Origin of the sequence: Actinoplanes sp. TBRC 11911 (genome assembly GCF_012933445.1) — a bacterium.
Lineage (GTDB): Bacteria > Actinomycetota > Actinomycetes > Mycobacteriales > Micromonosporaceae > Actinoplanes.
Window position 1 is genome coordinate 21,006 of record NZ_JABBNC010000004.1, and the last position, 23,941, is coordinate 44,946.

The window sequence follows — 23,941 nt, forward strand, 5'->3', positions numbered from 1 at the left end:
ATGAATCGCAGCGATGTGCGACAGGCGCCCGCGACGACCGCCGTCACGCCGCCGCCGACGCGACTGCCGCTGAACACCCTGGCGGTGGCGTTCGGCTTAGCCGGCCTGGCCGGCATCTGGTCGGTGGCGGCCGACCAGCTGGGTGCACCGGAGTTCATCTCGACCGTGCTGTGGGTCATCGTGGGCGCGGTCTGGCTCGGTCTGATGATCGCGCACACGGTCCGCGGCTCGCGGACCACCGACACGCTGGCCGATCAGCTCCGGCATCCCGCTCAGGGCCCGATCGCCGCACTGCTGCCGGTGGTGGGCATGCTCGTCGGCGCCCAGGTGCATCGCGTGGCGTCGCGTACCGGCCTGGTCATCGTGGTGTTCTTCGTGGTGGTGGCGGCCGGGTTCGCGGCCTGGATGCTGGCCCACTGGGTCGACGGCAATCTGCGCATGGAGAGCGTGCACGGCGGCTATTTCCTGCCGACCGTGGCCGGCGGGTACATCGCGGCCGGCAGCCTGGCGCACGTGGGACTGCCGGAGCTCGGCTACTGCGCGTTCGCGGTCGGCACCTTCTTCTGGCTGGTCATCGGCACGCTGATCCTGACCCGCGTCGCGGTGCATCAGGACCTGCCGGCGCCCCTGGTGCCGACGCTTGCCATCTTCGTGGCCCCGCCGGCGGTCGGCGGCAGCGCGTGGTTCGCCCTGGCCGGCATGCACTCCGATCTGGTCGCGATGTTTCTCGCCGGCATCACCACGATCCTGGCGCTGATGCAGGTCGCCCTGCTGCCCCGCTATCTGCGTCTGTCGTTCTCGCTGGGTTTCTGGTCCTTCACATTCCCGTACGCCGCGGTCGCGCGCTTCGCCGTCGAATGGCTGGGCCTGGAGAAGCCCGCCGAGTGGAAGATCTGGGCGTGGGCCGTCGTGCTCGCGATCTCCGCGTTCATCGTGGTCATCGCGGTGCGGTCGGTGGCGCTCATTCCGCGCCCGGCGCCGCGTCCTCGGTGACGACCGACAACGTGCGGAAGAACTGCGCGTACGCCTCCCGCCCGACCTTCGCGGCGTATCTCCTCTCGATGTCCGCGACGATCGCGTCCGAAATCCGCATGAGCCGCAGGCCGCGTTCGGTGGGCACGATCAGCTTGGCGCGGCGGTCGGCCGGGTCGGTCACCCGCGAGACGTAACCCATCGCCTCCAGTTCGTCGATGATCGCGCCGATCGTCTGTTTGTTGCGGCCGGACAGCCGGACGAGGTCGTTCTGGCGCAGACCGTCTTCATCCAGGTAGGCGGTCACCGCGCCGTGCCGGGGACGGAGGTCACCGAAGCCCTCCTCGGCGCTGCGCCGGAACAGTTCGGACTGCAGCCCGAACAACAGCCGGGTGGCGAGCATGCCGAGATCCGCGGTGCGGGTGCTGCGTCCCATGTAACCCCCATCACGATATGGTCCCATAGTTGGACAGTCCGAACTCTGGACCATATCTTCGTGTCGAACGCACTGGAGGATCTCATGCCCGCTGTCGAACTCACGCGCTTCCGGGTCGACCCCGCCCGTGAGCAGGAATTACTGCGCACCCGGCCGGGAATGCTGGCGGATTTCCGCGCCGACCGCACCGGATTCGTCGAGGCGCGCCTGGTCCGGCTGCCGGGCAACGAGTGGCTCGACATCGTGGTGTGGGAGACCACCGAGGACTACGCGGCGTCCCGGGCGAAGGGCCCCAACCTGCCCGGCATCGCGGCGTTCTTCGCGGCCATCGGCGAGGTCGTCAGCGCCGAGGAAGGAACCCTGATCAGGGAGTGAGCACGACGCGGCCGGCGGTGGCCGGATCCTCGACGAGCCGGTGCGCCCGGACGATCTCGGCGAGCGGGAGCCGCGCGGCGATCGGATAGCGCAGGTCGCCGGCCTGCAGCGCGGCCGCTAGCTCCCGGGCCGCCGCGGCGTTGGCGTCCTCGGGGAAGTCGTCGTTGCTCAGAAAACGCACGGTGACGTTCTTGAAGGCGTACGGCCAGAAGGGAACGTGCGGCGATCCGTCGCGCGTCGCGTAGGTGGCGATCACGCCCTGGTATGCCAGAATCCGCTCGTTCACGTCCTGGTTGGAGTCGAACGCCAGCTCGGCCACCCGGTCGATCGGGCGGTTGCCGGTCGCGTCCAGAATCTGCTCGGCCGCGTCCCCGGCGGACACGTCGATCGCGTGATGCGCGCCGGCTTCGAGCGCCTCGGCGACCTGCGACGGATGCCGCACGGTCGCGACGACGGTGGCGCCACCCCGCCGGGCCACCGCCACGGCGGCCCGCCCGACCGCGCCCAGCGCGCCCGTGACCAGGACGGACAGGCCGGTCACCGGGCCGTCCGCGAAGACCGCCCGATGGCCGGTGATCCCCGGGATGCCGAGGCCGGCGGCCTGCTCGTCCGGGATCGCGGCGGGCAGCGGCACGGCGTGGGCGGCGGGCACGGTGGTGAAGCCGGCCGCGGTGCCGAACGGGCGGTACGACTGGGCGAGATAGATCCAGACCCGCTCGCCGGCGCGCTGCGGGTCGACACCCTCGCCGACGGCGTCGATGAACCCGGTGCCGTCGCCGTGCGGGATCACCCGGGGGTACGCCATCGTGGAACCCCAGTAGCCCTGGCGCTTGCCGATGTCTCCGATGTGGATGCCGGAGGCGGTGACGCGTACCCGCACCTCGCCGGGACCGGGCACGGGATCGGGCATCTCGCCGAGCTGGAGCACCTCGGCGGCCGGACCTTGCTTGTCATACCAGGCTGCACGCATGTCGGATCCCTACCAGGTGCTGGAGAACGGAGGCGCCTGACGGTCCGGCGGTGGCGGCGGCGGTTCGGTCGCGTCCTCGTCACCGGTGTCCGGCTCGGCCGGGCCGTTCGCGCCCTGGTCGCCGGTGTTCGGCACGCCGGACCGGTCGTCGGACTCGGAACCTGATGAAGGGGTGTCGCAATCCCATCCCGTCGTCGTCATCAGTAACGACATCCGGCCCCCAAATTAGTCGTATAATTTGACTGTCCAAGAATAGGACTAATTTTCCCTGGATTGTCAAGTAAATCTTTGTGACGGTGGCGACAAATCGGCCACCCGTCGCGCGGCCGACCCCGAATTCGTCCGCGCGGCGGGCCGTCGAGCAAAAAGCGACGTCCCCATGCAGACAGGTTCCGATGAACGGGCAGATCCGGCAAGACAGAGATGAATCAAGTTTCGTCGCCATCGGCTCACCGCTCATTCGGCCACGCGACCGCCTGTCATTCGGCTACGCGACCACCTGGCCCAAAGGTCACCACCATGGCGTGACTCACATCCGAGCGGCCGTCCATGAATTCCCGCGCCCGGCGACCGTTTCGCGGGCAACGACCGAGGGGGTGGGTGGATGACCGGGCCGCACCGACGTCTGCTGGCGCCGATGCGAGCGCGCTCCGCGGACGAGCCGTACCGCGCGTCCACGCCGCTGGAACTGCTCTTCGACCTCTGCTTCGTGATCGCCGTCAGCCAGGCCGCGACGCCCCTGCACCACGCCGTCGCGACCGGCCACCTGGGCGCCACCCTGCAGGGCTACCTGGTGGTGTTCTTCGCGATCTGGTGGGCGTGGATGAACTTCAGCTGGTTCGCCAGCGCCTACGACACCGACGACCTCGTCTACCGGGTCACCACCTTGGTGCAGATCGCCGGCGCGCTGGTGCTGGCGGCCGGGATCGGCCCGGCCCTGGAGAACGGCGACCTGCGCGTGAACACGGCCGGATACATCGTGATGCGACTGGCCATGGTGGTCCAGTGGCTGCGCGCGGCGCGCTCCGACAAGCAGCGCCGCCGGACCGCCGCCCGGTACGCGATCGGCGTCGTCTGCCTGCAGATCCTGTGGCTGCTCCGGCTGGCCATCGAGCCCGGCTCCGGCCTGTTCCTGCCGAGCGTCCTCGTGCTGATCCTGCTGGAGCTGGTGGTGCCGATCTGGGCCGAGGTCGCGCCGGGTGGTCCGACCACGTTCAACCCGCACCACATCGCCGAGCGGTACGGCGGCTTCACGCTGATCGTGCTCGGCGAGGCGGTCGCGTCGGCCACCGTCGCCTTCCGCGCGGCACTGGACGAGGGCGGCGACCACGTGGCCGCCCTGCTGCGCGTCGGGGTGGCCGGCCTGGTGATCCTGTTCGTGCTGTGGTGGCTCTACTTCGACCGGCCCGCGCACACGCTGCTGACCTCGTTGCGCACGTCGCTGTTGTGGGGATACGGCCACTACTTCATCTTCGCGTCGGCCGCGGCGGTCGGGGCCGGGCTGGGCGTCGCGGTGGACCACGCCGCCGGCCATTCGTCGATCTCCGACGTCCAGGCCGGGTACGCGGTCGCAGTGCCGGTCGCGATCTATCTGTTCTTCGTCTGGCTGCTGCACCTGCGGCCGCACCTGTCCGGGGCGGCGCTGGCGACAATCCCGCTGGGCGTGGTCCTGACGCTGGTCGTCCCGCTGGCGCCCGCATCGATCGAGGTGCTCGCACTCGTGCTGGTCGGCCTGGTGGTGGTCAGCACGCAACTCGGCGGTCGACAACCTGTCTCTTGACTAGTTGTCACTCTGTGCGGAAACTGTCCTCCGCGCCGATCATTGGCGCGAAAGGAGGAACAGTGAGCGACCGCAAGCCCCCCGATGCCGCCGATGCCAGGCAGGTGCCCCGCGACTTTGACGGCCTGTACAAGGCGCTGTTGGAGACCTACCCGCGCGATGCGCTGAGCCTGTTGTGCGGTGCCCGGCTCAACGGCCGAGAGGCGATCGTCGACGGACCCACCGAGCAGCCGCGGCAACGCAGCCGCCAATGCGACAAGGTGTTCCTGGTGCATCACCTCAACCGTGGGCCCACCGACGTCTACCACATCGAAATCCAGCTCAAGCGCACCGAGGATTTCCAGGAGCGCATGGTGGCCTACTGGGCCTCCCTGGCGCTCAAGTACCGCCGCTTGGCCTACTGCATCCACCAGGTCGTGCTCTGGCCGTTAGGTGGAGGACTTCCGGGCCGGTTCATCCGTGATCAGGCCCAGCTCGAGTACCGCTCGATCAACGTTCCCGACGACCTGGACCCCGCCACCCTGCTGGCCAGCCCCCTCGCTCCCCTCGCGTTGTGGGCGCAGAAACCGCCACCTGATCTCACCGAGCGAGTGGCCGATCGGATCGCCGAGACCGACACGATCGAGGAACAGCTGGTCCAGATCGAGCTCGGTATGCTCGTGGGAGGCTCACTGGCCATCCAGGTTGTCGAAGCACTGCGAAGGAGAGGCATGAACGACGTTCTCGAACAGACCACGTCAGGCCGCGAGATCGCCCAGCGCAACCTCGACCAGGGCCGCGAGCAGGGCCGCGAGCAGGGTGTGGAGCAAGGCCACGTCGACGGGATGCGGGCGCTCCTGAAGGCGAGGTTCGGCGAGTTCGGCGACCTCGACGACCTCGCCCGGCGCCTGGCCGAACACGACCACGACGGCAACATCGCTCGCATCGTCGCCGGCGCGACCTTGGCGGAGCTGCGTTCCTAAGACGGCAACGGGGCGGGCGTGACAGATGCGTCCCGCCCACCCCCACCCAGTGGAGTGGGCCTGCGCGGCCTGCGGATCGATGCCGGGATACTAGGCCGCGTGACGGCGGTGGACTTTCCGGTTGAGGCCGGCGGGCGGCGGAGCAGCGTCGCATTCGGGAAAGCGGTGGTCGCGGACGCGCTGCGTGGGGTCGATCCCGGGGCGGCCGACGCGGTGCTCGCGGAGCGGGACTGGCGCAAGGGTTATCCGCGGCACTTCCGGGCGCTGGTCGAGGCCGGGTTGGGCGAGGAGGCGTACGGGATCGCCAGTGCCGGTTTGGACTCGGTGCGCAAGCGGATCCCGCTGGCCGACTCGCTGGCCGACGGGCCGGAACGCCCGCTGGAGACGGTGACCGTCGACGGCGGCGGGCGGCCGGAGACCGAGGTCACGCTGCCGGTGCGCGGCGAGCTGCTGCGCGGCGACGGCTTAGCCCGCCAGCTGGAGACGTGGGTCGCCGACGGCGTGATCGAGCCGTCCTGCAGCGACATCATCCACCAGGTCATGAAAAATCCGGACATGTTGCACCTGGGCGACCAGCGCATGGTCGTCCTCGGCGCGGGTGCCGAGATGGGCCCGTTGACGGCGCTGCTGGGCTGGGGCAACACCGTGATCGGCGTGGATCGCCCGCAGGTGCAGCCGAGGCTCCTGGCCGCCGCGCGGGAGACCGCTGGCACGCTGATCGCCCCGGCTCACGGCGCCGACTTGCGCAACGATCTCGCCGCGGTCGCGCAGTGGCTCGAGAGCGTCGACCGGCGGCTGATCATCGGCAATTACGTGTACGCCCCGGGCGGTCTGCACACGCTGCTGTCGATCGCGGTCGACGCGCTCGGGTCGTACCTGACGTCGCGCCGCGACGACACCGCGCTGGCCTTCCTCGCCACGCCGACCGACGTTTTCGCGGTGCCGCCTGAGGTGGTGGCGCAGGCGAGCGACCGCTTCGGCCACCGGTCCCGGAGCGCGCGGCTGACCGGGACGCTCTCCGGCGGACGGCTGCTGCGGCGCAACTATCCGGAGGACGCCGACCCGGGGATCAACGACAGCATCGTCCTGCAGCAGGGGCCGAATTACGCGCTCGCCAAACGCATCCAACGCTGGCGCGCCACCGTCGCCCGTCACGAACGGACCGTGGCCTTCTCGGTGGCGCCGGCCACGCGGACGCGGTCGGTCACCAATAATCGGCTGCTTGCCGCCGCGTATGCCGGGGCCCATCGGTTCGACGTCGACGTCTTCGAGCCGGAGACCGCGCGCAAGCTGATGGCTCTGCTGCTGGTCCACCAGATTCAGAACCCGCGCCCGCCGGCCGCCGAGAGCTGGCGGGACGAGGCGTTCGGGGCGGCGCACGGCGGGTTGTGGCGGTCGGCGTACGCGCCTCGGTCGGCGCTGCCGTTGGCCATCGTTCTCCCGAAGTAGCTCCTCCCGAAGGAGGAGATGCCGCGACCCCTGGGCGGACGAAACGCGGCCCCGCCCGGACGACGCTTCGGGCATGGCTGTCGAGACGCTCCCACTGACCCGCACGCGTGACTGGCACCGGCCGTTGCTGGTGCTGACCGGGGCGGCGATCGTGCTGTCGGTCGTCGCCGGGATCGGGGTCTTCACCGATCCGCAGATCGTGACCGGCGTGCCGGCCTGGCTCAAACCGTTCAAGTTCGCCGTGTCGTTCGCGATCTACATGTTCACGATGGCGTGGCTGCTGGCCGTGCTGCCGCGCCGCAGCCGCAACGCCGAACGGGCCGGCACCGTCATCGTCGCGATCGTCGTCATCGAGCTCGCCGTCATCGTGATCCAGGCGGCGCGCGGCACGATGAGCCATTTCAACGACACCACACCGTTCAACGGTCTGCTCTTCCGGATCATGGGCGTCTCGGTCATGGTGCTGTTCTTCGCGCACATCGTGATCGGGGTGGTCGCTTTGCGGCAGCGCATCGGGGACCGGCCCACGACGTACGCGGTCCAATGGGGTCTGGGGTTGGCCCTGCTCGGCATGCTGGTGGCGGTGCCGATGCTCACGCCGCTGCAGGATCCGGGCATCGCGGGGCTCACCGGGTCGCACAGCGTCGGCGTGCCGGACGGCGGTCCCGGGATGCCGGTCACCGGGTGGAGCACGACCGGCGGTGACCTGCGGATCGGGCACTTCGTCGGACTGCACGGGATGCAGGCGCTGCCGATCCTGGCGTTCCTGCTGGCCCGGTACGGGCGGCGGCTCGGCGAGGCGACCCGCGGCCGGCTGGTGGTGCTGGCGGGGGCGTCCTACGCCGTACTCGTGGTGCTCCTGACCTGGCAGGCGTTTCGCGCGCAGCCCTTGCTGCGGCCGGACATGCTGACCCTGGCAGCCGTCGCGACGCTGGCGGCCGGCTCGGCGATCGGACTCGTCGCGGTGCTGGGACGGAGGAAATTCGCATGACCGGTACGCTGTTCGGCCTCACCTTCACGCTCGCGGCACCGTTCTGGGCGCTGATGATCCTGGCGCCGTCCTGGTCGTGGACCCGCCGGATCATCGAGTCGCCGCTGATCGCCGTGCCGATCGCGCTCATCTACGCGGTGCTCGTCGCCTCGGAATGGGGCGCCATCCTGCCCGCGGTGCTGACACCGTCCTTCGTCGACGTGCGGGAACTGCTGGCCACCGCGACCGGCGCCGCGGCGGCCTGGGCCCACATGATCGCGTTCGACCTGTTCGTGGGCCGATGGTCCTACCTGGACAGCCGGGAGCGCCGCATCCCGGCCGTGGTGATGGCGCCGGTGCTGCTGCTGACCATCCTGCTGGGGCCGCTCGGCCTGCTCGCCTACCTGGCGGTCCGGCGCTGGGCGGTCACGCCCGCCGAGCAGCACCTAGGCTGAGCGCATGGGCTGGCTCGGCCGCATCTTCGACCGCCGCGACACGTGGGCTCGGGTGGTGCTGCTCGACCTCAGCGGCTTCGGCTACCTGTTCTTCGGCATCCAGCCCGGCCGGCCCACCGCGGGTCAGTGGGTGCTGGCGCTGCTGGCGTTCGCCGTGGCGGCCGGCCTGTTCCGGTGGCCGGTGGTGCAGTTCGTGACGCAGGCCGGCTTGCTGGTGATCGCGTTCGTGACCCTCGACGACCCGACGATCAACCAGGTGGGGGCCAGTTGGGCGCTGGCGGAACTGATGGTCTGGGCGGCCCATCCCCGGACGCTGGCGCTCGCGGTCGTCGCCATGGCCGGGATCTACGCGAGCTTCAAAGTGGTGGGCTCGCCGGCGCCGCAGACGGCGATCTTCGGGCTGATCTGGCCGATCGCGTTGCCGGTGCTGCTCGGGCTGGTCGTGCGGACGAGCCGCGAGCTGGCGTTGCAGGCTTCCCGGCGGGCGTTGGCCGAGCAGCAGGCGGTACGGGCGGACGAGCGCGCCGCCATCGCCCGCGAGTTGCACGACGTGGTGGCCCATCATGTCGCGTCGATGGTGCTGCGGGTGGGGGTGGCGCGGCATGTGCTGCCCGGTTTGGAGCCACGGACTGCCGAGGTGCTCGACGATGTGCATCGCACCGGGACAGCGGCTCTCGCCGATCTCCGGCGGCTGGTCGGTGTGTTGCGCTCCCCTTCCCCCGTACGCGGGGACGCGGCGTTGACGGCCATGGAGCCTGGGGCGTTGCCGGCGGCGTTGGGAGCGGCGGTGGACAGGGCGCGTGGCGCCGGGTTGATCGTGGAGGCGTCGATCGATCCGGCCGTCGGGGAGATCGACGCCGTCCGGGGGTTGGCGGTGTTGCGGTTGACCCAGGAGGCGCTGACAAATGTGGCAAAGCACGCGGGGACGTCTGCTGTGGCTCAGTTGTCGGTCTCGGTCAGCGGTGGGGCGGTGAGCTGGGAGGTCGCCGACGACGGCGGGGCCGGGGCGGGTGGCGGTCAGGGGCCGGCCGGGGTGCCGGGTGGCGGCGGTGATGGGTTGGGTTTGCTGTCGGGTGGCGGCGGCGCTCGGTTGGGCGGGCGGCCGGATGGGCTGTCGGGTGGCGGCGGCCATGGCTTGGCTGGGCTGTCGGGTGGTCGCGGCCATGAGTTGGCTGGGCTCTCGGATGGCGGCGGCCTTGGGTTGGGCGGGCGGCCGGGTGGCGGCGGTGATGAGTTGGGTGGGCTGCCGGATGGTGGCGGTCATGGGCTCGCCGGGATGCGGGAGCGGGTCGAGTTGCTCGGCGGCGCGCTGATCGCCGGGCCGGCCGGCGGCGGCTGGTGCGTGCGGACCGTACTGCCCGCTCCCGCGGAGGCCGGCACGTGATCCGGTTGCTGCTCGTCGACGACCAGCACATGATCCGGGCCGGGCTGCGCATGTTGTGCGATGCCGAACCGGACCTCGAGGTGGTCGGCGAGGCCGCGGACGGCCGGGAGGCGGTGACGCTGGCCGCGCGGCTCGCCCCCGACGTGGTGGTGATGGACCTGCGCATGCCCGGAGTCGACGGCATCACCGCGACCAGCCGGATCCTGGCGGCCCGCCCGGCCACCCGGGTGCTGGTGCTGACGACGTTCGGTGACGACGATCACCTGTATCCGGCGCTGACCGCCGGGGCGTGCGGCTTCCTGCTCAAGGACGCACCGCCGGCGTCACTGCTGGACGGGATCCGGCGCGCGGCGGACGGGGACAGCCCGTTCAGCCGCGAGGTGCTCGGCCGCTTGGTGCGGCGTGCCGTGGACGCCGCGGAGCGGCCGGCGCTTCCGCGGCTTTCCGGCGTGACGGCCCGCGAGCGCGAGGTGCTCGACCTGGTCGCGGAGGGATTGTCGAACGCGGAGATCGCGGCCCGCCTGCACGTCGGCGTGACGACGGTGAAGACGCACGTCACGGCCTTGATGACCAAGACCGGCTGCCCGAACCGGGTGCGACTGGCACTGCTGGCCCACCGGGAGCCGTGAGGTCCCGGCGCGGCGCTTGGCCGGGGTGCTTGAGCCTCGCGATCCGGCCCGGCGCGTGGGCCTCGCGTTCGGCCCGGCGCTTGGGCCTCACGATTCGGTGCTGCGCTTCGGCCTCGCGCTTTCTGCGGGGCGCTTCGGGCCGGCGTTTCGTTCCGGCCGTGGACACGGCAAAGGCCGGAGATCCGTGGCGGCGGGTCTCCGGCCTTCGCTACAAAGTTATCGCGTGTTCGCGGGTTGTACCCGCGGATCGCCTCGCGTGGCGTCAGCCCTGACGGCCGTTCCACCGGGGGTTCTTGCGGTTGATCACCACTATCCGCCCGCGGCGACGGGCGAGCACCGAGCCGGGCTTGCTCTTCAGCGACCTCAGCGAGTTGCGGACCTTCATCGTGGTTCCTCTCTCCGCGCCGGCTCATCCGCCCGGCGCGATGGTGTAAACGCCACCCCGGTGGCGCTTATTTCCACGTCAGGCCGACGCCCCTTCGACCGGCCGCACCGCAACCACCGCTCGACCCCACAGCTCGGACCCGGCCGCCGGCGACGCGGACCAGCTCCGCCCGGGAGCGTGTTCGATCGTCTGTGGCGGGAGCGGGGCGGGCGGGTGCGCGGTGGGTGGCGACGCTTATTTCAAGCTGAGCGTCTCGATGGGCTGGCCCGTGACAGAGGAGATCAGGTCGAAATCCTTGTCGACCGCGAGCACCGTCAGCCCTGCCTTCTCGGCGGTCGCGGCGATCAACAGGTCCGGTATCGATGGCGCGCGGTGCTGGCCCTGGTCGGCCAGGAGCATCTGCACCTGAAAGGCGCGATCCTCGATGGCCGGGGTGAGGTGCTCGACCGGCATCAAGGACAACGGCGGCGACGCGAACTCCCGGCGGCCCACTTCCCCGGAACGCGCCGAGTAACCGAGTTCGAGCCGCGTGATCGTCGAGAGCCGGACCAGGCCCCGGCCGATGCGGGCGCTCCACTGATCACGGTTTCGGGCTTGGTCCAGTTGGAGCCGGACATATGCTGACTTGTCGATCAGCCAGCTCGTCACCGCCATGCGTTGTCCATCACCGTGGGGTCGGCGAGGTCGGCGAACGCATCCGAAGACCGATGCCAGTCCGAGTCGGTGACCTGCCGGTCGCCGGTCGCGCCGACGGCCTCCTCGAACTTGCGGCGCAGGTATTCGTTACGGGACAGGCCGAGGTCGGCGGCGGCGGCGTCAATGCGATCGATGGCTTGCTGGCTCAGATCGCGAATGAGGATGTTGGGCATCGTGAACCTCTCAGGGCCGTTCGCGCAGACTGATATCACGATATCACGGCTGGCGATCCGGCCCGCGGCGCGTGGCGCCGGCTGGGTCGATGCGGCAACATCGGCCCAGCTCGGCAGTCCGGATGAAAGTCAGGGGGCACCCATCAACGAGGCCAGATGCTCGGGGGCGAAGAACTCCGGCGGGGACAGCACGCCCGAGTTCAGGCGGGCGAAGGCGTCCATCGCGGGCTGGTTGCCCTGGATCGCGGTGAGCAGGCCCACCAGCTGGTCGTCCGGCGGCTGCAGCGAGGCGATCTGCAGGGTCAGCTGGTAGAACGGCATCGCCCGGGCGTCCCGGCGGCCCTGATAGCCGGCCAGCGCCTCGTCGAACGGTGACTTGCCGGTCAGCGCCTCGTGCAACGCCGCCGCGCAGTGCTCGGCGTCGAGGAACGCGTCCGTGATGCCCTGCGCGGTGATGAAGTCACGGTTGTAGCCGGCGTCGCCCACCAGGACCCAGCCCGGCCCGTACGGCGTACGGAAGTAGTTCGGCACCGACGCCCCGACGATGCGTTCCTCGCGTTTCGCGTCCCGCAGGCGCTCGACGAACGACGGCGACAGCGCGAACGTCGACTCCAGCGCCGCCTCGATGTCGTCGCGGTGGGTGGTGATCTCGCTGTGTCGCCAGCCGCCGATCACCAGGGTCAGGCCGTCGTTGGTCGGGCAGACCGCCCAGCCGCGGCCGGGCCGGCTGTACGCCTCGAAGCTGTCGGTCGGCAGGTTGCTGTAATACGAGTAGTAGCCCACGGCCTGCGGCGGCTGCTCCTCGTACGCGGGAGCCTGCACCGCCTTCGCAACCGACGAGTTCCGGCCGTCCGCGCCGACCACCACGCGCGCCCGCTCGACGATCCCGCCGTGGCCCCGGATGCCGGTCACCCGGCCGTCGGAGAACACCAGATCGTCGACCGTGAAACCCTCCCGCACCTCGGCGCCGGCCGCTGCGGCGGCGTCGAGCAGGATCTTGTCGAGCAGTTGGCGGCGCGGGGCGTAGGCGTACGGGGAATCGGGTGTGCCGGGAGCACCGGCGAGGGTGACCGGGCCGAAGTCGAAGGAATAGCGGCCCACCGGCGGGCACCCGGTGGCGGCGACCTGGTCGAGCAGGCCCCAGCGCTGGAGGGCGGCCGCGCCCGGCGGGTGGATCACGTGCGTCGAGACCGTGTCGCTGGGGAACCGCGCCCGATCGACCAGCAGGGTCCGGTGGCCCTGCCGGGCCAGCATCATGGCCAGCGGCGAGCCGGCGCAGCGCGCTCCCACCACGATGACGTCGTATTGCGTATCGGTCATGGTCTCTCTTTCGTCGGTGACGCCATAGTGGAGGACGGCCCGTCAAGTGTCGATCGACCATCACGGCAATCCTCAACTGCCCGGCGCCGTGACCGAACGTACCGGTCATGCGCATCCGTGCCCTTGTCATGCTCGTCGCCGGAGCCGTCCTGGCCACCGGCGGGACGGCCGTCCCGGCGTACGCGGAGGCGCCGATCGAGGGTGCCGGCGCGCCCGGAGCCATCCCCGGGCGGTACATCGTCACGGAGGCGGACGGAAGCACCACAACCGCAACCGGGATGCGACCCGACCAGGCCCGGCGCCTCGCCGCCAGCCGGCGCGTGCGCTACGTCGAGCAGGACCGCGTCCTCAGCATGGCGCAGAACGACCCGCCGTGGGGGCTGGACCGCATCGATCAGCGCCCGGTGACGCCGTCGCACGAGTTCACTCCTACCGACGACGGCAGCGGGGTACACGCGTACGTGCTGGACTCCGGAATCCGGATCACGCACAGTGAGTTCGGCGGGCGGGCCTCGTACGGCTGGGACTACATCGCCAACCGCAAGACGGCTACCGACTGCGACGGGCACGGCACGCACGTGGCCGGCACGATCGGCGGCGCGCACTACGGGGTTGCCAAGAAGGTGCGGCTGGTTTCCGTCCGGGTGCTGAACTGCGCGGGCGAGGGCACTCTGTCCAGCGTGATCAACGGCGTGAACTGGGTGACCCGCAACGCCGTGCACCCGGCCGTGGCGAACATGAGCATCGGCGGCGGGAAGAGCCCGTCACTGGCGGCGGCCGTCCAGCGGTCGATCAACTCCGGGGTCACGTACGTGGTGGCGGCCGGCAACGAGAACATCAACGCCGGGAACACGAGCCCCGCGGGGCTGCCCGCGGCGATCACGGTGGGGGCCACCGACAAGTCGGACCGCCGGGCCGCGTTCTCGAACTACGGCAGCGTGCTGGACCTCTTCGCGCCCGGCGTGGACGTCGTCTCGGCGTGGTGGAAGTCCGATTCGGCGACGGCGATCGCCAGCGGCACATCGATGGCGTCGCCGCACGTGGCGGGTGCGGCCGCGCTCGTGCTCGACGCGTATCCCGCGATGACCCCGGCCCAGGTGCATGACTATCTGGTCGCGCGGTCCACCAAAGGCAAGGTGACCGGTCTCAAGGGCTCGCCGAACCGCCTGCTCTTCGTGCCGCCGCCGCCCGCGGCGCCGATCATCGACACCGACGCGATCACGGTCACGGCGGGTCAGGCGTACGCGGGGAAGCTGGCTCTCGTCGCCGGACGGCGGGGGACGTGGTCCGTGGCGAGCGGACGGTTGCCGCACGGTCTGTCTCTGACATCAAACGGCAGCATTTCCGGTACGCCGGTGGGTGCCGGCGAGTCGACGATCGAGGTGCGGTTCGTCGACTACGTGCCGCACACCGTGACCAAGACGATCAAGGTGACGGTGCTCGGGGATTCTGCGTGAGTGTTGTACGGCTCATCGCGGGTCACCGTTCCCTGGACAGGGCGTCGTCGGTTAACCTATCTCGCAGATGGGAAATGTAGTTTTAGGCCTCGCCCGGAGGAGACGCCATGTCCGCGTTCGCTGCCGTCCACCCGTACGCCGCGCCCAAGCCGCACCTGCGGCCGGTGCCGGACCTGCCGCCCGAGCCGCCGGTCACGCTGACGATCACCGTTGCGGGTGGTGGTGCGGGGCGGGATCGGGTCATCGAGGCGCTGCGCGATCTCGTGGTCGAGGTCGGGGTGCGGGTGGCGATCGACGACGGGCCGCCGGAGATCACGCTGGATCCGCTCGCTCGTACGGCCGTGCGGCACGGGCGCAAGCTGGAGTTGAGCCGGCTCGAGTTCGATCTGCTGCTGTTCCTGGCGAGGCATCCGCGGCAGGTCTTCAGCCGGGCGCAGTTGCTGGGGCAGGTGTGGGGGCACACGCATACGACTAATCGGACCGTGGATGTGCACGTGAGCCGGCTGCGCACCAAGCTGGACGATCCGGAGGTGGTGACGACCGTTTATGGGTTGGGGTATCGGCTGGCGGATGATGCCGGGGTTTCGGTGGCGGAGCGCGCGGGTGGCGGGTACGCGGTGGGGCGTGCGGACGGGTTGACTGCGGCGGAGCTTGCCGGTGGTGGTTCGACTGCCGTGGGGCGTGCGGGTGGCTTGACCGCGGCTTCTGTCTCGGTGGCGGAGCGCTAGTGGGGCGACGGACCGTGGCCGTTGTCGGTGGCGGCTGCGCCGGCGTGCTGGCCACTCGGGAGCTGCTTCGATGTACCGACCACCGGGTGGTGATGATCGAGCCGGACGAGCCGGGCGGCGGGCTCGCGTACGGCCAGGCTCGGCCGTGGCACCTGCTCAACTCGCGTGCCGGTGCGATGGGCGCCGACAAAGACGGATTTATCGGGTTTGCGCGGTGCGGGCCTGACGAATTCCGGCCGCGCCAAGAATATGGGGCCTACCTGCGGGAGGTCTTTGCGACCGCGGCCCGGGAGGGCGGCGACCGGCTCGACCTCGTCAAGGCCCGCGCCACGGGAGTGTCCGATCACGGCGTTGCGCTGGCCGGCGGCGGGGTGATCCGCGCCGACGAGATCGTGGTCGCCACCGGCAACCCGGCGGCGGCCCAGCCGGTCGCGGTGCGCGATCACCCGGACTACATCGCCGATCCCTGGCGGCCCGGAGTGCTGGACGCGATCCCGTCCGACGTCCCGGTCCTGCTCGTCGGGGCCGGCTTGACCGCGGTCGACGTGGCGCTGACCCTCACCGAGGACCGCCACCGCGACGCGCCGATCACCGCCGTCAGCCGCCGTGGCCAGCTGCCGCTCACCCACACCTCGGTCGCCGCGCCGCCCCTCGAGCTTAGCGGTCGGGCCGGGCTTGACGGTGGGGCTGCGCTGCCGGAGCGCGTCGCTCTGCGGGACGTGGTGCGGCTGGTGCGGGCGTCGGCTGCGCGGGCCGGGGACTGGCGTGCGGTTGTGGACGGGCTGCGGCCCCACCTCGACGAGCTCTGGGCCGCGTTCACGCCGGACGAGCAGGACGCCTTTCTCCGGCACCTGGCCCGGCCGTGGGAGTGTCACCGGCACCGGATGGCGCCGTCGATCGGGGCGCGCGTCGGTGAGCTGCTGGCCGAGGGGCGGCTCGAGGTGCGGGCCGGTGGCATCCGGTCGATCGAGGCGCCGCGGGCCGGTGGGCTGCTGGTCGAGCTGGACGCGGGCGTGCAGTGGTTCGGGGCCGTGGTCAACTGCGCGGGGCCCGGGCGCCTGCCGGCCGCGGCGGGGGAGTTCGTCGCGGGGCTGCTGCGGAGCGGACGCGCGCGCGTCGGCCCGCACGGGTTGGGTCTCGACATCGATGCCGGGGGACGGCTGGTCGGGGCGGACGGGCGTACGGGGAACATGTGGTTGATCGGACCGTTGCGCCGGGGGGCGCGCTGGGAGACCACGGCGGTGCCCGAAATTCGCGATCAAGCGGCGGCGGTAACCATCCCGATTCGGTGATACCGCGGCGGTATGGCGCACGCGTTTTCGCAGGCCAGCACGATTTAGCCGTAATTCGGTGCACATTGTGGTGGCTTGAATACGCATCGAGATCGATCAATACTGCATGAGCACATTGGTGTGTCCCCTTACCCCCGGGAGGAACCGTGCTCAACCGGAAGCTGCGCCGGCCGATCGTCGGCCTGGCCGCCTGCGTACTCGTCGGCTCCGCGTTCGCCGCGTCACCCGCGTCGGCCGCGCCCGCCCCCGGCGCAGACCCCTCGTTCGCCCCTTCCGCCCTCGCCTCAAGGATTGACTCGCAGTTCGGCACGAGCGCCGCCGGCTCCTACGTCGACAGCGCCGGCAAGGTCGTCGTCAACGTCACCGACGCGGCCACGGCCAGAGCCGTCACCGCCGCGGGCGCCACCGCCCGGTTCGTGGCCCGCAGCGGCGCGACCCTCGCGGCCGCCGACTCCAACCTCAAGGCAAACCTGAAGACCGTCGGTACGGCGTTCGCCGTGGACCCGATGAGCAACCAGGTCGTCGTCACGGTGGACAGCACGGTCACCGGCGCGAAGCTGGACGCGGTCAAGGCCACCGTCGCGAAGCTCGGCGACGCGGCCCGCATCGAGAGCACCCCCGGCACGCTGAGCACCGAGATCTCCGGCGGCGACGCGATCTACGCCGGCGGTTCGCGCTGCTCGCTCGGCTTCAACGTGCGCAGCGGCAGCACGTACTACTTCCTGACCGCGGGCCACTGCACCAACATCGCCACGACCTGGACCAACGGCTCGGCGACGCTGGGCACGCGGGCGGGCACGAGCTTCCCGGGCAACGACTACGGCATCGTGCGCTACACGAACACCACGATCGCCAAGTCCGGCACGGTCGGCTCGGTCGACATCACCGGCGCCGGCACCCCGGCGGTCAACTCGACGGTCACCCGCCGCGGCTCGACCACGGGCATCCACTCCGGCCGGGTCACCGCGCTCAACGCGACGGTCAACTACGCGCAGGGCTCGGTCAGCGGCCTCATCCGCACCACGGTGTGCGCCGAGCCCGGCGACAGCGGCGGCTCGCTCTACGCCGGCAGCACCGCACTGGGCATGACGTCGGGCGGCAGCGGCAACTGCAGCTCCGGCGGCACGACGTACTTCCAGCCGGTCACCGAAGCCTTGAGCGTCTACGGCGTCTCGGTGTTCTGATCCCGCTTCACAGCGGCCCCCGCCGGACTCTTCGGCGGGGGCCGTCGCTCGCTCGCCTTTCCGGCTCGCAACGGCCAGATGCTACGCGCCGCACACAGCGCCGGGATCGACTGGACGCCCTCAGCGCTTGCGTGCGCGGCCTGGCACCCGGCCTCAGGGCTGGCGCGCGTCCTCTCGCTCCTCACCCCGGCGGCGCAGCATCTTCAGGCCGGGCAGGCCGGCGATCGCGAGCCGCAGGTCTTCCGTGACCTCGAGCAGCTTGTGCAGGTCCGGGCCCACCTGGTCGAGCTTGCCGAGCAGCGGCATCACGTCGTTGATCAGATGCTCGCGCAACTGCGGCAGCTGATCGATCATCCGGATCGCCGCGGTGACCTCCTCCGGCGAGAGCTCATCGACAAATCTCGCCGCCAACGGCGCACCCTTGCGAAGAGTTTCCCCGTACGCCTCGAGCAGCGCCGCAGCCTCGCCGGCCGCCGTGGCAGCTTGTTCGACGACCGCCGCCGCCGCGTCGGAAACGTCCGCGGCCCGCCCGACCAGCGTGTCCGCGGCGTCGCTGATGCCGGAAACCCGAGTGACCATCGTGTCGGCGGAGTCGGTGATGCCGGAGACCCGGGCGACCATCGCGTCGGCGGAGTCGGTGATGCCGGAAACGCGGGTCACCATCGCGTCCGCGGAGTCGGCTATGCCGGACGCCTGGGTCATGACGACGGCTGCGCTCCTGGTGATTTCGGTGGCGGCGTCCGTTATGCCCGCTGCCTGGCCGACGATCGTGGCGGCCGCCTCCGACGTGGATTTCGCCTGGTCCATGAGCTGGCCTGCGGACGCGGCGATGACGCGCGCCTCGGCGACCGTCGCCTCGGCCTCGTCGGCGATCTCGGTGACGCGCCGGATCAGCGTCTCCGCCTCGCCGGCGATCACGGTGATCCGGTTGACCAGCAGCTCGCTCTGGCCCAGCAGACTCATCACCCGCACCGGGATGGTGGCCGCGGCGGCCGCCGTCTCCAGTACCTGACCGACCACGGACCGGGTGACGTCGACGAGCGCCCCGGGAGACAGCGGTAATGCCATGCCACCATCATGCGCTCCCGGACCAAGGCCCGTCGGTCACTGTCGGTGACAGCGTTCGAGGCGTACGGGGAAATTGTCTGAAAACTTGTTAAGGAGATCGGATTCGAATAACCATCCGCGGCTCGGACACGGCACTATGGGCTCCGTGCGACGTACGCGAACTTGGATCTTTGTCGTGGCGGCAGTCGGGGTCCTGGCGGGAGTGGGTCTGGTCGGCGTGGGTTTGTTCCGCGGCGGCGACGGCGGTGTGCTGTCGTTGACCAGCGCGTCCGGCGGTGCCACCTCGTCGCCGACGCCCACCGGACCGTCCCCGGAGGAGCTGGCCGCCCAGGCGCGGGCGAAGCGGGCGAAGGACTTGACCGCCGCCCTGACGAAATACGCGGTCGGCAAACCCGAGTTCTCGGTCGCGGTGCTCGACAAGAAAACGGGACAGAAGTTCTCGTTCCGCGGTACCGAGAAATACGACACGGCCAGCATCGTCAAGGTGCAGGTGCTCGGGTGCCTGCTGCTCAAGGCACAGGACAAGGATCGCGACCTCACGTCGAGCGAGCTGGCCAAGGCCAAGCTGATGATCCGGTTGAGTGACAACAACGCGACGACGTCGTTGTTCACCGGGCTGGGCGGGAAATCCGCGGTCACCGCCTGCAACAAGCGGCTCGGGCTCACCCAGACCGTGGTGAACAGCGCGTGGGGCCTTACCAGGACGACGGTGGACGACCAGATCAAGCTGCTCGGCCAACTGGTCGACCCGAAGAGCCCGCTGGACGCCGATTCGCGCAAGCTGGCATTCACGTTGATGAACTCGGTCGACAAGACGCAGGAATGGGGCGTGCCCGCCGCAGCGAAGCCGGGTGAGGAGTTCACGGTCAAGAACGGCTGGGACACGCGTACGGCTGACAATGGTTTGTGGGCAGTCAATTCGGTCGGCCGCATCACGAGCGACGACACGGACGTCTCGCTTGCCGTCTTGAGCCATCGGAACGCCACGATGGACAGCGGCATCAGCGAGGTCGAGACGGTTGCCAAGATGACCAGGCAGTATTTGAAGTACTAGTTTGCGTCAGCGGTCCGGCCGCACCATGGCGTTCGTTGTCCCGGCGATGGGCCCCTGGACGAGTAAGTCCTGGGTGTGGAGGACGAGGCGCTCTGAGCGATGGGGGCGATCCGACTCGGCGGCCGTCGGCGGTCAGCGCTCCGGTCGCGTGTCGTCCGGTGTGCTCGGGCATTTGCGGTGGGCTCGGGCATTGCGGTGTGCTCGGGCATTGCGGTGTGCTCGGGCACTCTGGTGCGCCCCGGCTTTGCGGTGCCTCCGGGCACCCCTGTGCTCGGGCACTGCGGTCCGCTCGGGCACTGCGGTGCGCCCCGGCTTTGCGGTGCCTCCGGGCACCAGATCCACACCCTCGGCGCCGCCGGCTACCGCACGATCGCCCCCGACCCCGGCGCATTTCCGATATTTTCGATATTTCCGGTGACCAGGTGGACAGGCTGGCCCGCAGGCCCGGCGAGTGACACGCGGTGCGTCCATTTTGTGGGACTCCCGGCCGCATACTGAGACCGGCGACCACATCCTGGACCCGGCGTCCGCAATGTAGGACCTTCGTCCATTGTGGAATGACAGTTTGTCCGATAACACGGCGTTTGTGGAGGCGGCCGAGCGCCTGATTACGAGACCTTGGAGAGTTATGGCTCGTATGTGGGCGCAACTCTCCAAGGTCTGAATGAATCCCACGATGTGGGCGCGATGTTCATATAGTGGAACGGTTCAGCTGGTTCTCGCGCCGCTCACCGTCCGATGCGGTGGCCTTCCGTGGCGGACCTGTGAGGGCCGCCGCTGTGGGGAGCTGGGACGTTCCGGCCGTGACAGGTCCGCACACCTGCTGTGGGTCGCCGCGGTGTGGGGAACCGCAGCTTCCTCGCCGTCGCGACTCCCCACACGTGGGTGAGGGTGGCCGCGGTGTGGGGAACCGCAGCCTCCCGGCCGTCGCGACTCCCCACACGGGGGTGGGCTGGCCGCGGTGTGGGGAGCCACGGCCTCCCCGGCGTCGCTACTGCCCACACCCGGGTGGGGCGCCCATTGTGGGGAGCTGGGACCTGCCCGGGCCTGGCGGCGTCGCCTCGCACGGGGGACTCCCCGGCCGACGGAACCAGCTGAACAGTTACACATAGTGAGCCGCTCGGAGGCTGGAAGCCGGGAGACTCAAACGGCCCGGCCCCCGAGGAACCGCTACCAACCGTCTGGGCTGCTGCCACCGAGGGGGCGTTCAGCAGCTGGTGGCTGCACCTCGACCGGCAACTTATCCGGCTAGGACGCGTTAAGGTCTGGTGTGGTCGATGGGTGGGAGTCGCAGCGGGATCTGTTCGACGTTCCGGAGGACGTGGCCTATTTCAATACGGCCAGCCTGTCGCCGGTGTTGCGGTCGGTTCGTGCGGCCGGCGAGGCGGCGCTGCGGCAGCGGGCCCGGCCGTGGGAGATCGGTGAGGCCGACTGGTTCACCGACGTGGAGCGGCTACGGGCGCTGGCCGGGCGGTTGGTCGGGGGCGACGCCGAGGGGATCGCGCTCGTGCCGGCGACCAGCTACGGGTTCGCGGTCGCGGCGGCCAACCTTCCGCTGACGGCCGGGCAGCAGGTGCTGGTCCTCGCCGAGGAGTATCCGTCCGGGCCGTATACCTGGCGGGTCCTGGCCGAGCGGGTCGGCGCGGGCATCCGGACGGTGTCGCGGGCGCCGGGCCAGACGTGGACCGAGGCGGTGCTGGCGGCGATCGACTCGCGGGTCGGGATCGTGTCGGTGCCCAACGTGCACTGGACCGACGGCGGGCTGGTCGATCTTGCTGAGGTTGCGGCGGCCACGCATGCGATCGGCGCCCGGCTGGTGGTCGACGCCAGCCAGTCGCTGGGGGTGCTGCCGCTCGACGTGGCCGCGCTGCGTCCCGACTTCGTGGTGTCGGTCGGGTACAAGTGGTTGCTGGGGCCGTTCGGGCGGGGCTATCTGTGGGTCGCCGAGGAACACCGCCAGGGGCGGCCCCTGGAGGAGAACTGGATCTTGCGGGAGGGCTCGGACGACTTCGCGCGGCTGGTGGACTATCGCGACGAGTATCTGCCCGGCGCGCGGCGGTACGACCAGGGTGCGCGGACACTATTCGAGATCACGCCGATGGCGATCGCGGCGCTGGAGCAGGTCCTCGCGTGGGGGCCGTCGCGGATCGCGGCGGCGCTCGCCGGCGTCACGGCGGAGATCGCCACGCGGCTCGCTGATGCGGGCGTCACCGCCACCGAGCCGCGCGGGCCGCATTTTCTCGGGCTGCGTTTCCCGGCCGGTGCGACCGAGCGAGTTGCCGCCGCGCTGAAGGCCGCGAACTGTTTCGCACCGCGCCGCGGCGACGCGATCCGGGTGGCACCACACCTGCACGTCACCGAGGCCGACGTCGACCGCCTCGTCGCGACGGTGATCGCCAGCGTCTGAGCGGCGGTTAGCCGGTGAGGAAGGGCTGGGCCTGGGTGGTCAGCAAGCGGGGAAGGGCTGGACCTGGGCGGTCAGCCGGCCAGGAAGGGCTGGGCCTGGGCGGTCAGCCGGTCAGGAAGGGCTGGGCCTGGGCGGTCAGCCGGCCAGGAAGGGCTGGACCTGGGCGGTCGGGGTGAGCAGGGAGACGCCGGAGCCGTCGGTGAAAGTGAGGCGCAGGCGGCCGGACTGTTCGGTGGCCGAGGCCAGGTCGGCGCGAGGGCAATCCCAGCGCAGGCGCAACGGCGGCACGGGGCCGGCGGATGGGCGGAACAGGCCGCGCCAGGAACCGGCGCGCTTGGACAGGACCATCAGGCGGCGGTCGGTCAGGGCGAGGATCCGCGGGTCGGTGACGATGCTGATCTGCTGGTCCAGGGTTACCGCGCGGCTGCGTGGCGCGCCGTCGACGCCGCGGCGGGCGCCGGGGGCCTCGGGCATCGGCCGGCGGAACCGGAACGGGGAGATCTCGCGGCGTGTCATGCCGACCGAGGTGCGCCCGTCCGCCCGGCTCGCCCAGATCGCGGCGCGGAAGGTCTCGCCGGGCTGCAGGTGCTCACGCACCCGAGCCTCCAGGTCGCGCTCGGCGTCCAAATTCCGCTCCTATCGTGAAATTTCCGATTTGTTCGGAAGGGGGTGGGCTCGGCAGGTGCCGAAGAGAAAAGCCCCTGCCAGTCGACCACGACGTCCCGCGCACAGCCCCACCGGGTCGGAGCGACGGACCCGACGGATCGCCACTGGGTCGGAGCGACGAAGCCTACGGATCGCCATCGGGTCGGAGCGACCGACCCGGCGGATCGCACCGGGTCGGAACCGATCGCGGCGGATCGGCGGCGCCTCCCCCTACGCAGCGTAAGATCTTGGTGTGCCATGAAGGGGAGGGCCGATGTCAGATCTCCGCAGCCGCCTGGCGGTCAACGCCCACACCAAGCTGTCCGACATCGATCCCCGCAGCACCCCAGGCCTGCCCGACCTCCGCCACGACCCGAAAGACTGGTCGGCCCAACAGGTCGGCGAGATCGGCGAACAACTGGCGGGCTATCAGGAGCGCCTCTTCGCCGCCGCCAAGCACGAGACGAGCAAAAGCCGCGTCCTGCTCGTCCTGCAGGCGATGGACTGCGGCGGCAAGGACGGCACGGTCCGCGCGATCGCCCGCGGCATGAACCCGGCCGGCCTCAGCGCCGTCGGCTTCGGACCACCCACCGCCGAGGAACGATCCCACGATTTCCTCTGGCGGATCCGCCGCGCCCTGCCCGCCCCGGGCATGGTCGGCATCTTCAACCGCTCGCACTACGAGGACGTGCTGGTCGTCCGGGTGCACGAGCTCGTACCGGAGAAGGAGTGGTCGGCCCGCTACGAGCAGATCAACGCCTTCGAGAAGGAGCTGGCCGGCGACGACCTCACCATGGTCAAGGTCATGTTGCACATCTCGTTCCAGGAGCAGAAGGAACGCCTCGCCGACCGGCTCGACGACCCTGCCAAGTACTGGAAGTACAACCCGGGCGACCTCGACGAGCGGCAGCGCTGGGACGACTACCAGCGCGCGTACCAGGACGCGCTCACCAAATGCAGCACCGCCGAGGCCCCTTGGTACGTGGTTCCGGCCGACCGCAAGTGGTATCGCAACTGGGCCGTCGCCACCCTGCTGCAGGAGACCTTCGCCGAGCTCGACCCGCAGTATCCGCCCGCCGATTTCGACGTGAACGCGGAACGCGAGCGGCTGAAGTCCATGCCGTGAGGTGTCCGCCCCGGGAGGCGGACA

General features: G+C 70.4%; 25 protein-coding genes. 16 read left to right on the forward strand and 9 right to left on the reverse strand.

Going from position 1 to position 23,941, the window contains the following annotated elements:
* Positions 1 to 993: a transporter gene (locus tag HH310_RS07835; protein WP_169174763.1), complete on the forward strand. Its 993-nt coding sequence runs from the start codon at positions 1 to 3 to the stop codon at positions 991 to 993.
* On the opposite strand, the gene HH310_RS07840 is transcribed toward HH310_RS07835, so the two are convergent.
* Positions 962 to 1,408 carry a MarR family winged helix-turn-helix transcriptional regulator gene (locus tag HH310_RS07840; RefSeq protein WP_169174764.1) on the reverse strand — a complete coding sequence of 149 codons (447 nt, stop codon included), beginning with the start codon at positions 1,406 to 1,408 and terminating at the stop codon, positions 962 to 964. The genes HH310_RS07835 and HH310_RS07840 overlap by 32 nt on opposite strands.
* Before the next feature lie 60 nt (positions 1,409 to 1,468).
* On the opposite strand from HH310_RS07840, the gene HH310_RS07845 reads away from it, so the two are divergent.
* Positions 1,469 to 1,783, forward strand: coding sequence for an antibiotic biosynthesis monooxygenase (locus tag HH310_RS07845; protein WP_211191902.1), 315 nt, complete (start codon positions 1,469 to 1,471; stop codon positions 1,781 to 1,783).
* On the opposite strand, the gene HH310_RS07850 is transcribed toward HH310_RS07845, so the two are convergent.
* Together HH310_RS07850 and HH310_RS07855 are read right to left on the reverse strand one after the other, a co-directional pair.
* The gene (locus HH310_RS07850; RefSeq protein ID WP_169174765.1) at positions 1,773 to 2,753 is read right to left on the reverse strand and encodes an NADPH:quinone reductase; all 981 of its coding nucleotides are present in this window, start codon (positions 2,751 to 2,753) and stop codon (positions 1,773 to 1,775) included. The genes HH310_RS07845 and HH310_RS07850 overlap by 11 nt on opposite strands.
* Before the next feature lie 9 nt (positions 2,754 to 2,762).
* Positions 2,763 to 2,954: a hypothetical protein gene (locus HH310_RS07855; RefSeq protein ID WP_169174766.1), complete on the reverse strand. Its 192-nt coding sequence runs from the start codon at positions 2,952 to 2,954 to the stop codon at positions 2,763 to 2,765.
* A gap of 403 nt (positions 2,955 to 3,357) precedes the next feature.
* Between HH310_RS07855 and HH310_RS07860 the strand changes: the two genes are divergently transcribed.
* The 7 genes from HH310_RS07860 to HH310_RS07890 all read left to right on the forward strand — a co-directional run bounded on the left by HH310_RS07860 (position 3,358) and on the right by HH310_RS07890 (position 10,382).
* On the forward strand, positions 3,358 to 4,533 hold the full coding sequence (locus tag HH310_RS07860) for a low temperature requirement protein A (protein WP_169174767.1): 1,176 nt from the start codon (positions 3,358 to 3,360) through the stop codon (positions 4,531 to 4,533).
* Positions 4,534 to 4,595: 62 nt separating this feature from the next.
* Complete coding sequence (locus HH310_RS07865; RefSeq protein ID WP_169174768.1) at positions 4,596 to 5,495, forward strand: hypothetical protein; 900 nt, start codon at positions 4,596 to 4,598, stop codon at positions 5,493 to 5,495.
* A gap of 99 nt (positions 5,496 to 5,594) precedes the next feature.
* Entirely contained in the window at positions 5,595 to 6,944 is a 1,350-nt protein-coding gene (locus HH310_RS07870) for a hypothetical protein (RefSeq protein ID WP_312033902.1), read from the forward strand.
* A gap of 73 nt (positions 6,945 to 7,017) precedes the next feature.
* Positions 7,018 to 7,935, forward strand: coding sequence for a hypothetical protein (locus tag HH310_RS07875; protein ID WP_169174769.1), 918 nt, complete (start codon positions 7,018 to 7,020; stop codon positions 7,933 to 7,935).
* Positions 7,932 to 8,369, forward strand: a complete 438-nt coding sequence (locus tag HH310_RS07880) for an ABA4-like family protein (RefSeq protein WP_169174770.1) — start codon at positions 7,932 to 7,934, stop codon at positions 8,367 to 8,369. The genes HH310_RS07875 and HH310_RS07880 overlap by 4 nt, the downstream gene beginning before the upstream one ends.
* A 4-nt stretch (positions 8,370 to 8,373) precedes the next feature.
* The gene (locus HH310_RS07885) at positions 8,374 to 9,753 is read left to right on the forward strand and encodes a sensor histidine kinase (RefSeq protein WP_169174771.1); all 1,380 of its coding nucleotides are present in this window, start codon (positions 8,374 to 8,376) and stop codon (positions 9,751 to 9,753) included.
* Positions 9,750 to 10,382, forward strand: a complete 633-nt coding sequence (locus HH310_RS07890; protein ID WP_169174772.1) for a response regulator transcription factor — start codon at positions 9,750 to 9,752, stop codon at positions 10,380 to 10,382. The genes HH310_RS07885 and HH310_RS07890 overlap by 4 nt, the downstream gene beginning before the upstream one ends.
* Before the next feature lie 262 nt (positions 10,383 to 10,644).
* On the opposite strand, the gene HH310_RS07895 is transcribed toward HH310_RS07890, so the two are convergent.
* The 4 genes from HH310_RS07895 to HH310_RS07910 all read right to left on the reverse strand — a co-directional run bounded on the left by HH310_RS07895 (position 10,645) and on the right by HH310_RS07910 (position 12,956).
* Complete coding sequence (locus HH310_RS07895; RefSeq protein WP_169174773.1) at positions 10,645 to 10,767, reverse strand: ribosomal protein bL36; 123 nt, start codon at positions 10,765 to 10,767, stop codon at positions 10,645 to 10,647.
* Positions 10,768 to 11,001: 234 nt separating this feature from the next.
* Positions 11,002 to 11,421, reverse strand: coding sequence for a PIN domain nuclease (locus HH310_RS07900; RefSeq protein ID WP_169174774.1), 420 nt, complete (start codon positions 11,419 to 11,421; stop codon positions 11,002 to 11,004).
* The gene (locus HH310_RS07905; protein ID WP_169174775.1) at positions 11,412 to 11,636 is read right to left on the reverse strand and encodes a hypothetical protein; all 225 of its coding nucleotides are present in this window, start codon (positions 11,634 to 11,636) and stop codon (positions 11,412 to 11,414) included. The genes HH310_RS07900 and HH310_RS07905 overlap by 10 nt, the downstream gene beginning before the upstream one ends.
* Before the next feature lie 129 nt (positions 11,637 to 11,765).
* Positions 11,766 to 12,956 (reverse strand): NAD(P)/FAD-dependent oxidoreductase, encoded by a 1,191-nt coding sequence (locus HH310_RS07910; RefSeq protein WP_169174776.1) that lies wholly within the window; start codon positions 12,954 to 12,956, stop codon positions 11,766 to 11,768.
* Between the two features lie 107 nt (positions 12,957 to 13,063).
* Here HH310_RS07910 and HH310_RS44740 point away from each other — a divergent pair, with 107 nt between their 5' ends.
* The 4 genes from HH310_RS44740 to HH310_RS07930 all read left to right on the forward strand — a co-directional run bounded on the left by HH310_RS44740 (position 13,064) and on the right by HH310_RS07930 (position 17,617).
* Positions 13,064 to 14,413 (forward strand): S8 family peptidase, encoded by a 1,350-nt coding sequence (locus tag HH310_RS44740; protein ID WP_169174777.1) that lies wholly within the window; start codon positions 13,064 to 13,066, stop codon positions 14,411 to 14,413.
* 107 nt (positions 14,414 to 14,520) lie between these two features.
* Positions 14,521 to 15,141 (forward strand): winged helix-turn-helix domain-containing protein, encoded by a 621-nt coding sequence (locus tag HH310_RS07920; RefSeq protein WP_169174778.1) that lies wholly within the window; start codon positions 14,521 to 14,523, stop codon positions 15,139 to 15,141.
* Positions 15,141 to 16,433, forward strand: coding sequence for an FAD/NAD(P)-binding protein (locus HH310_RS07925; protein ID WP_169174779.1), 1,293 nt, complete (start codon positions 15,141 to 15,143; stop codon positions 16,431 to 16,433). The genes HH310_RS07920 and HH310_RS07925 overlap by 1 nt, the downstream gene beginning before the upstream one ends.
* A gap of 146 nt (positions 16,434 to 16,579) precedes the next feature.
* Entirely contained in the window at positions 16,580 to 17,617 is a 1,038-nt protein-coding gene (locus HH310_RS07930) for an alpha-lytic protease prodomain-containing protein (protein WP_169174780.1), read from the forward strand.
* A gap of 153 nt (positions 17,618 to 17,770) precedes the next feature.
* Here HH310_RS07930 and HH310_RS07935 read toward each other — a convergent pair whose 3' ends face one another.
* Complete coding sequence (locus HH310_RS07935; RefSeq protein ID WP_169174781.1) at positions 17,771 to 18,685, reverse strand: hypothetical protein; 915 nt, start codon at positions 18,683 to 18,685, stop codon at positions 17,771 to 17,773.
* 175 nt (positions 18,686 to 18,860) lie between these two features.
* Between HH310_RS07935 and HH310_RS07940 the strand changes: the two genes are divergently transcribed.
* Together HH310_RS07940 and HH310_RS07945 are read left to right on the forward strand one after the other, a co-directional pair.
* Complete coding sequence (locus tag HH310_RS07940) at positions 18,861 to 19,739, forward strand: serine hydrolase (RefSeq protein ID WP_312033903.1); 879 nt, start codon at positions 18,861 to 18,863, stop codon at positions 19,737 to 19,739.
* 1,270 nt (positions 19,740 to 21,009) lie between these two features.
* Positions 21,010 to 22,146, forward strand: coding sequence for an aminotransferase class V-fold PLP-dependent enzyme (locus HH310_RS07945; RefSeq protein ID WP_169174783.1), 1,137 nt, complete (start codon positions 21,010 to 21,012; stop codon positions 22,144 to 22,146).
* Between the two features lie 135 nt (positions 22,147 to 22,281).
* Here the strand turns inward: HH310_RS07945 and HH310_RS07950 are convergent, their stop codons facing one another.
* A complete protein-coding gene (locus tag HH310_RS07950) occupies positions 22,282 to 22,773 on the reverse strand; it encodes a hypothetical protein (RefSeq protein ID WP_169174784.1) in 492 nt (163 codons plus the stop codon).
* 292 nt (positions 22,774 to 23,065) lie between these two features.
* Here HH310_RS07950 and HH310_RS07955 point away from each other — a divergent pair, with 292 nt between their 5' ends.
* Positions 23,066 to 23,917 carry a PPK2 family polyphosphate kinase gene (locus HH310_RS07955; RefSeq protein ID WP_169174785.1) on the forward strand — a complete coding sequence of 284 codons (852 nt, stop codon included), beginning with the start codon at positions 23,066 to 23,068 and terminating at the stop codon, positions 23,915 to 23,917.
* The last annotated feature ends 24 nt before the right edge of the window (positions 23,918 to 23,941 follow it).

Coding starts and splice junctions, on each gene's coding strand:
- HH310_RS07835 (WP_169174763.1), top strand. CDS start 1: ATGAATCGCAGCGATGTGCGACAGGCGCCCGCGACGACCGCCGTCACG.
- HH310_RS07840 (WP_169174764.1), bottom strand. CDS start 1,408: ATGGGACGCAGCACCCGCACCGCGGATCTCGGCATGCTCGCCACCCGG.
- HH310_RS07850 (WP_169174765.1), bottom strand. CDS start 2,753: ATGCGTGCAGCCTGGTATGACAAGCAAGGTCCGGCCGCCGAGGTGCTC.
- HH310_RS07855 (WP_169174766.1), bottom strand. CDS start 2,954: ATGACGACGACGGGATGGGATTGCGACACCCCTTCATCAGGTTCCGAG.
- HH310_RS07860 (WP_169174767.1), top strand. CDS start 3,358: ATGACCGGGCCGCACCGACGTCTGCTGGCGCCGATGCGAGCGCGCTCC.
- HH310_RS07875 (WP_169174769.1), top strand. CDS start 7,018: ATGGCTGTCGAGACGCTCCCACTGACCCGCACGCGTGACTGGCACCGG.
- HH310_RS07880 (WP_169174770.1), top strand. CDS start 7,932: ATGACCGGTACGCTGTTCGGCCTCACCTTCACGCTCGCGGCACCGTTC.
- HH310_RS07885 (WP_169174771.1), top strand. CDS start 8,374: ATGGGCTGGCTCGGCCGCATCTTCGACCGCCGCGACACGTGGGCTCGG.
- HH310_RS07895 (WP_169174773.1), bottom strand. CDS start 10,767: ATGAAGGTCCGCAACTCGCTGAGGTCGCTGAAGAGCAAGCCCGGCTCG.
- HH310_RS07900 (WP_169174774.1), bottom strand. CDS start 11,421: ATGGCGGTGACGAGCTGGCTGATCGACAAGTCAGCATATGTCCGGCTC.
- HH310_RS07905 (WP_169174775.1), bottom strand. CDS start 11,636: ATGCCCAACATCCTCATTCGCGATCTGAGCCAGCAAGCCATCGATCGC.
- HH310_RS07910 (WP_169174776.1), bottom strand. CDS start 12,956: ATGACCGATACGCAATACGACGTCATCGTGGTGGGAGCGCGCTGCGCC.
- HH310_RS44740 (WP_169174777.1), top strand. CDS start 13,064: ATGCGCATCCGTGCCCTTGTCATGCTCGTCGCCGGAGCCGTCCTGGCC.
- HH310_RS07920 (WP_169174778.1), top strand. CDS start 14,521: ATGTCCGCGTTCGCTGCCGTCCACCCGTACGCCGCGCCCAAGCCGCAC.
- HH310_RS07935 (WP_169174781.1), bottom strand. CDS start 18,685: ATGGCATTACCGCTGTCTCCCGGGGCGCTCGTCGACGTCACCCGGTCC.
- HH310_RS07955 (WP_169174785.1), top strand. CDS start 23,066: ATGTCAGATCTCCGCAGCCGCCTGGCGGTCAACGCCCACACCAAGCTG.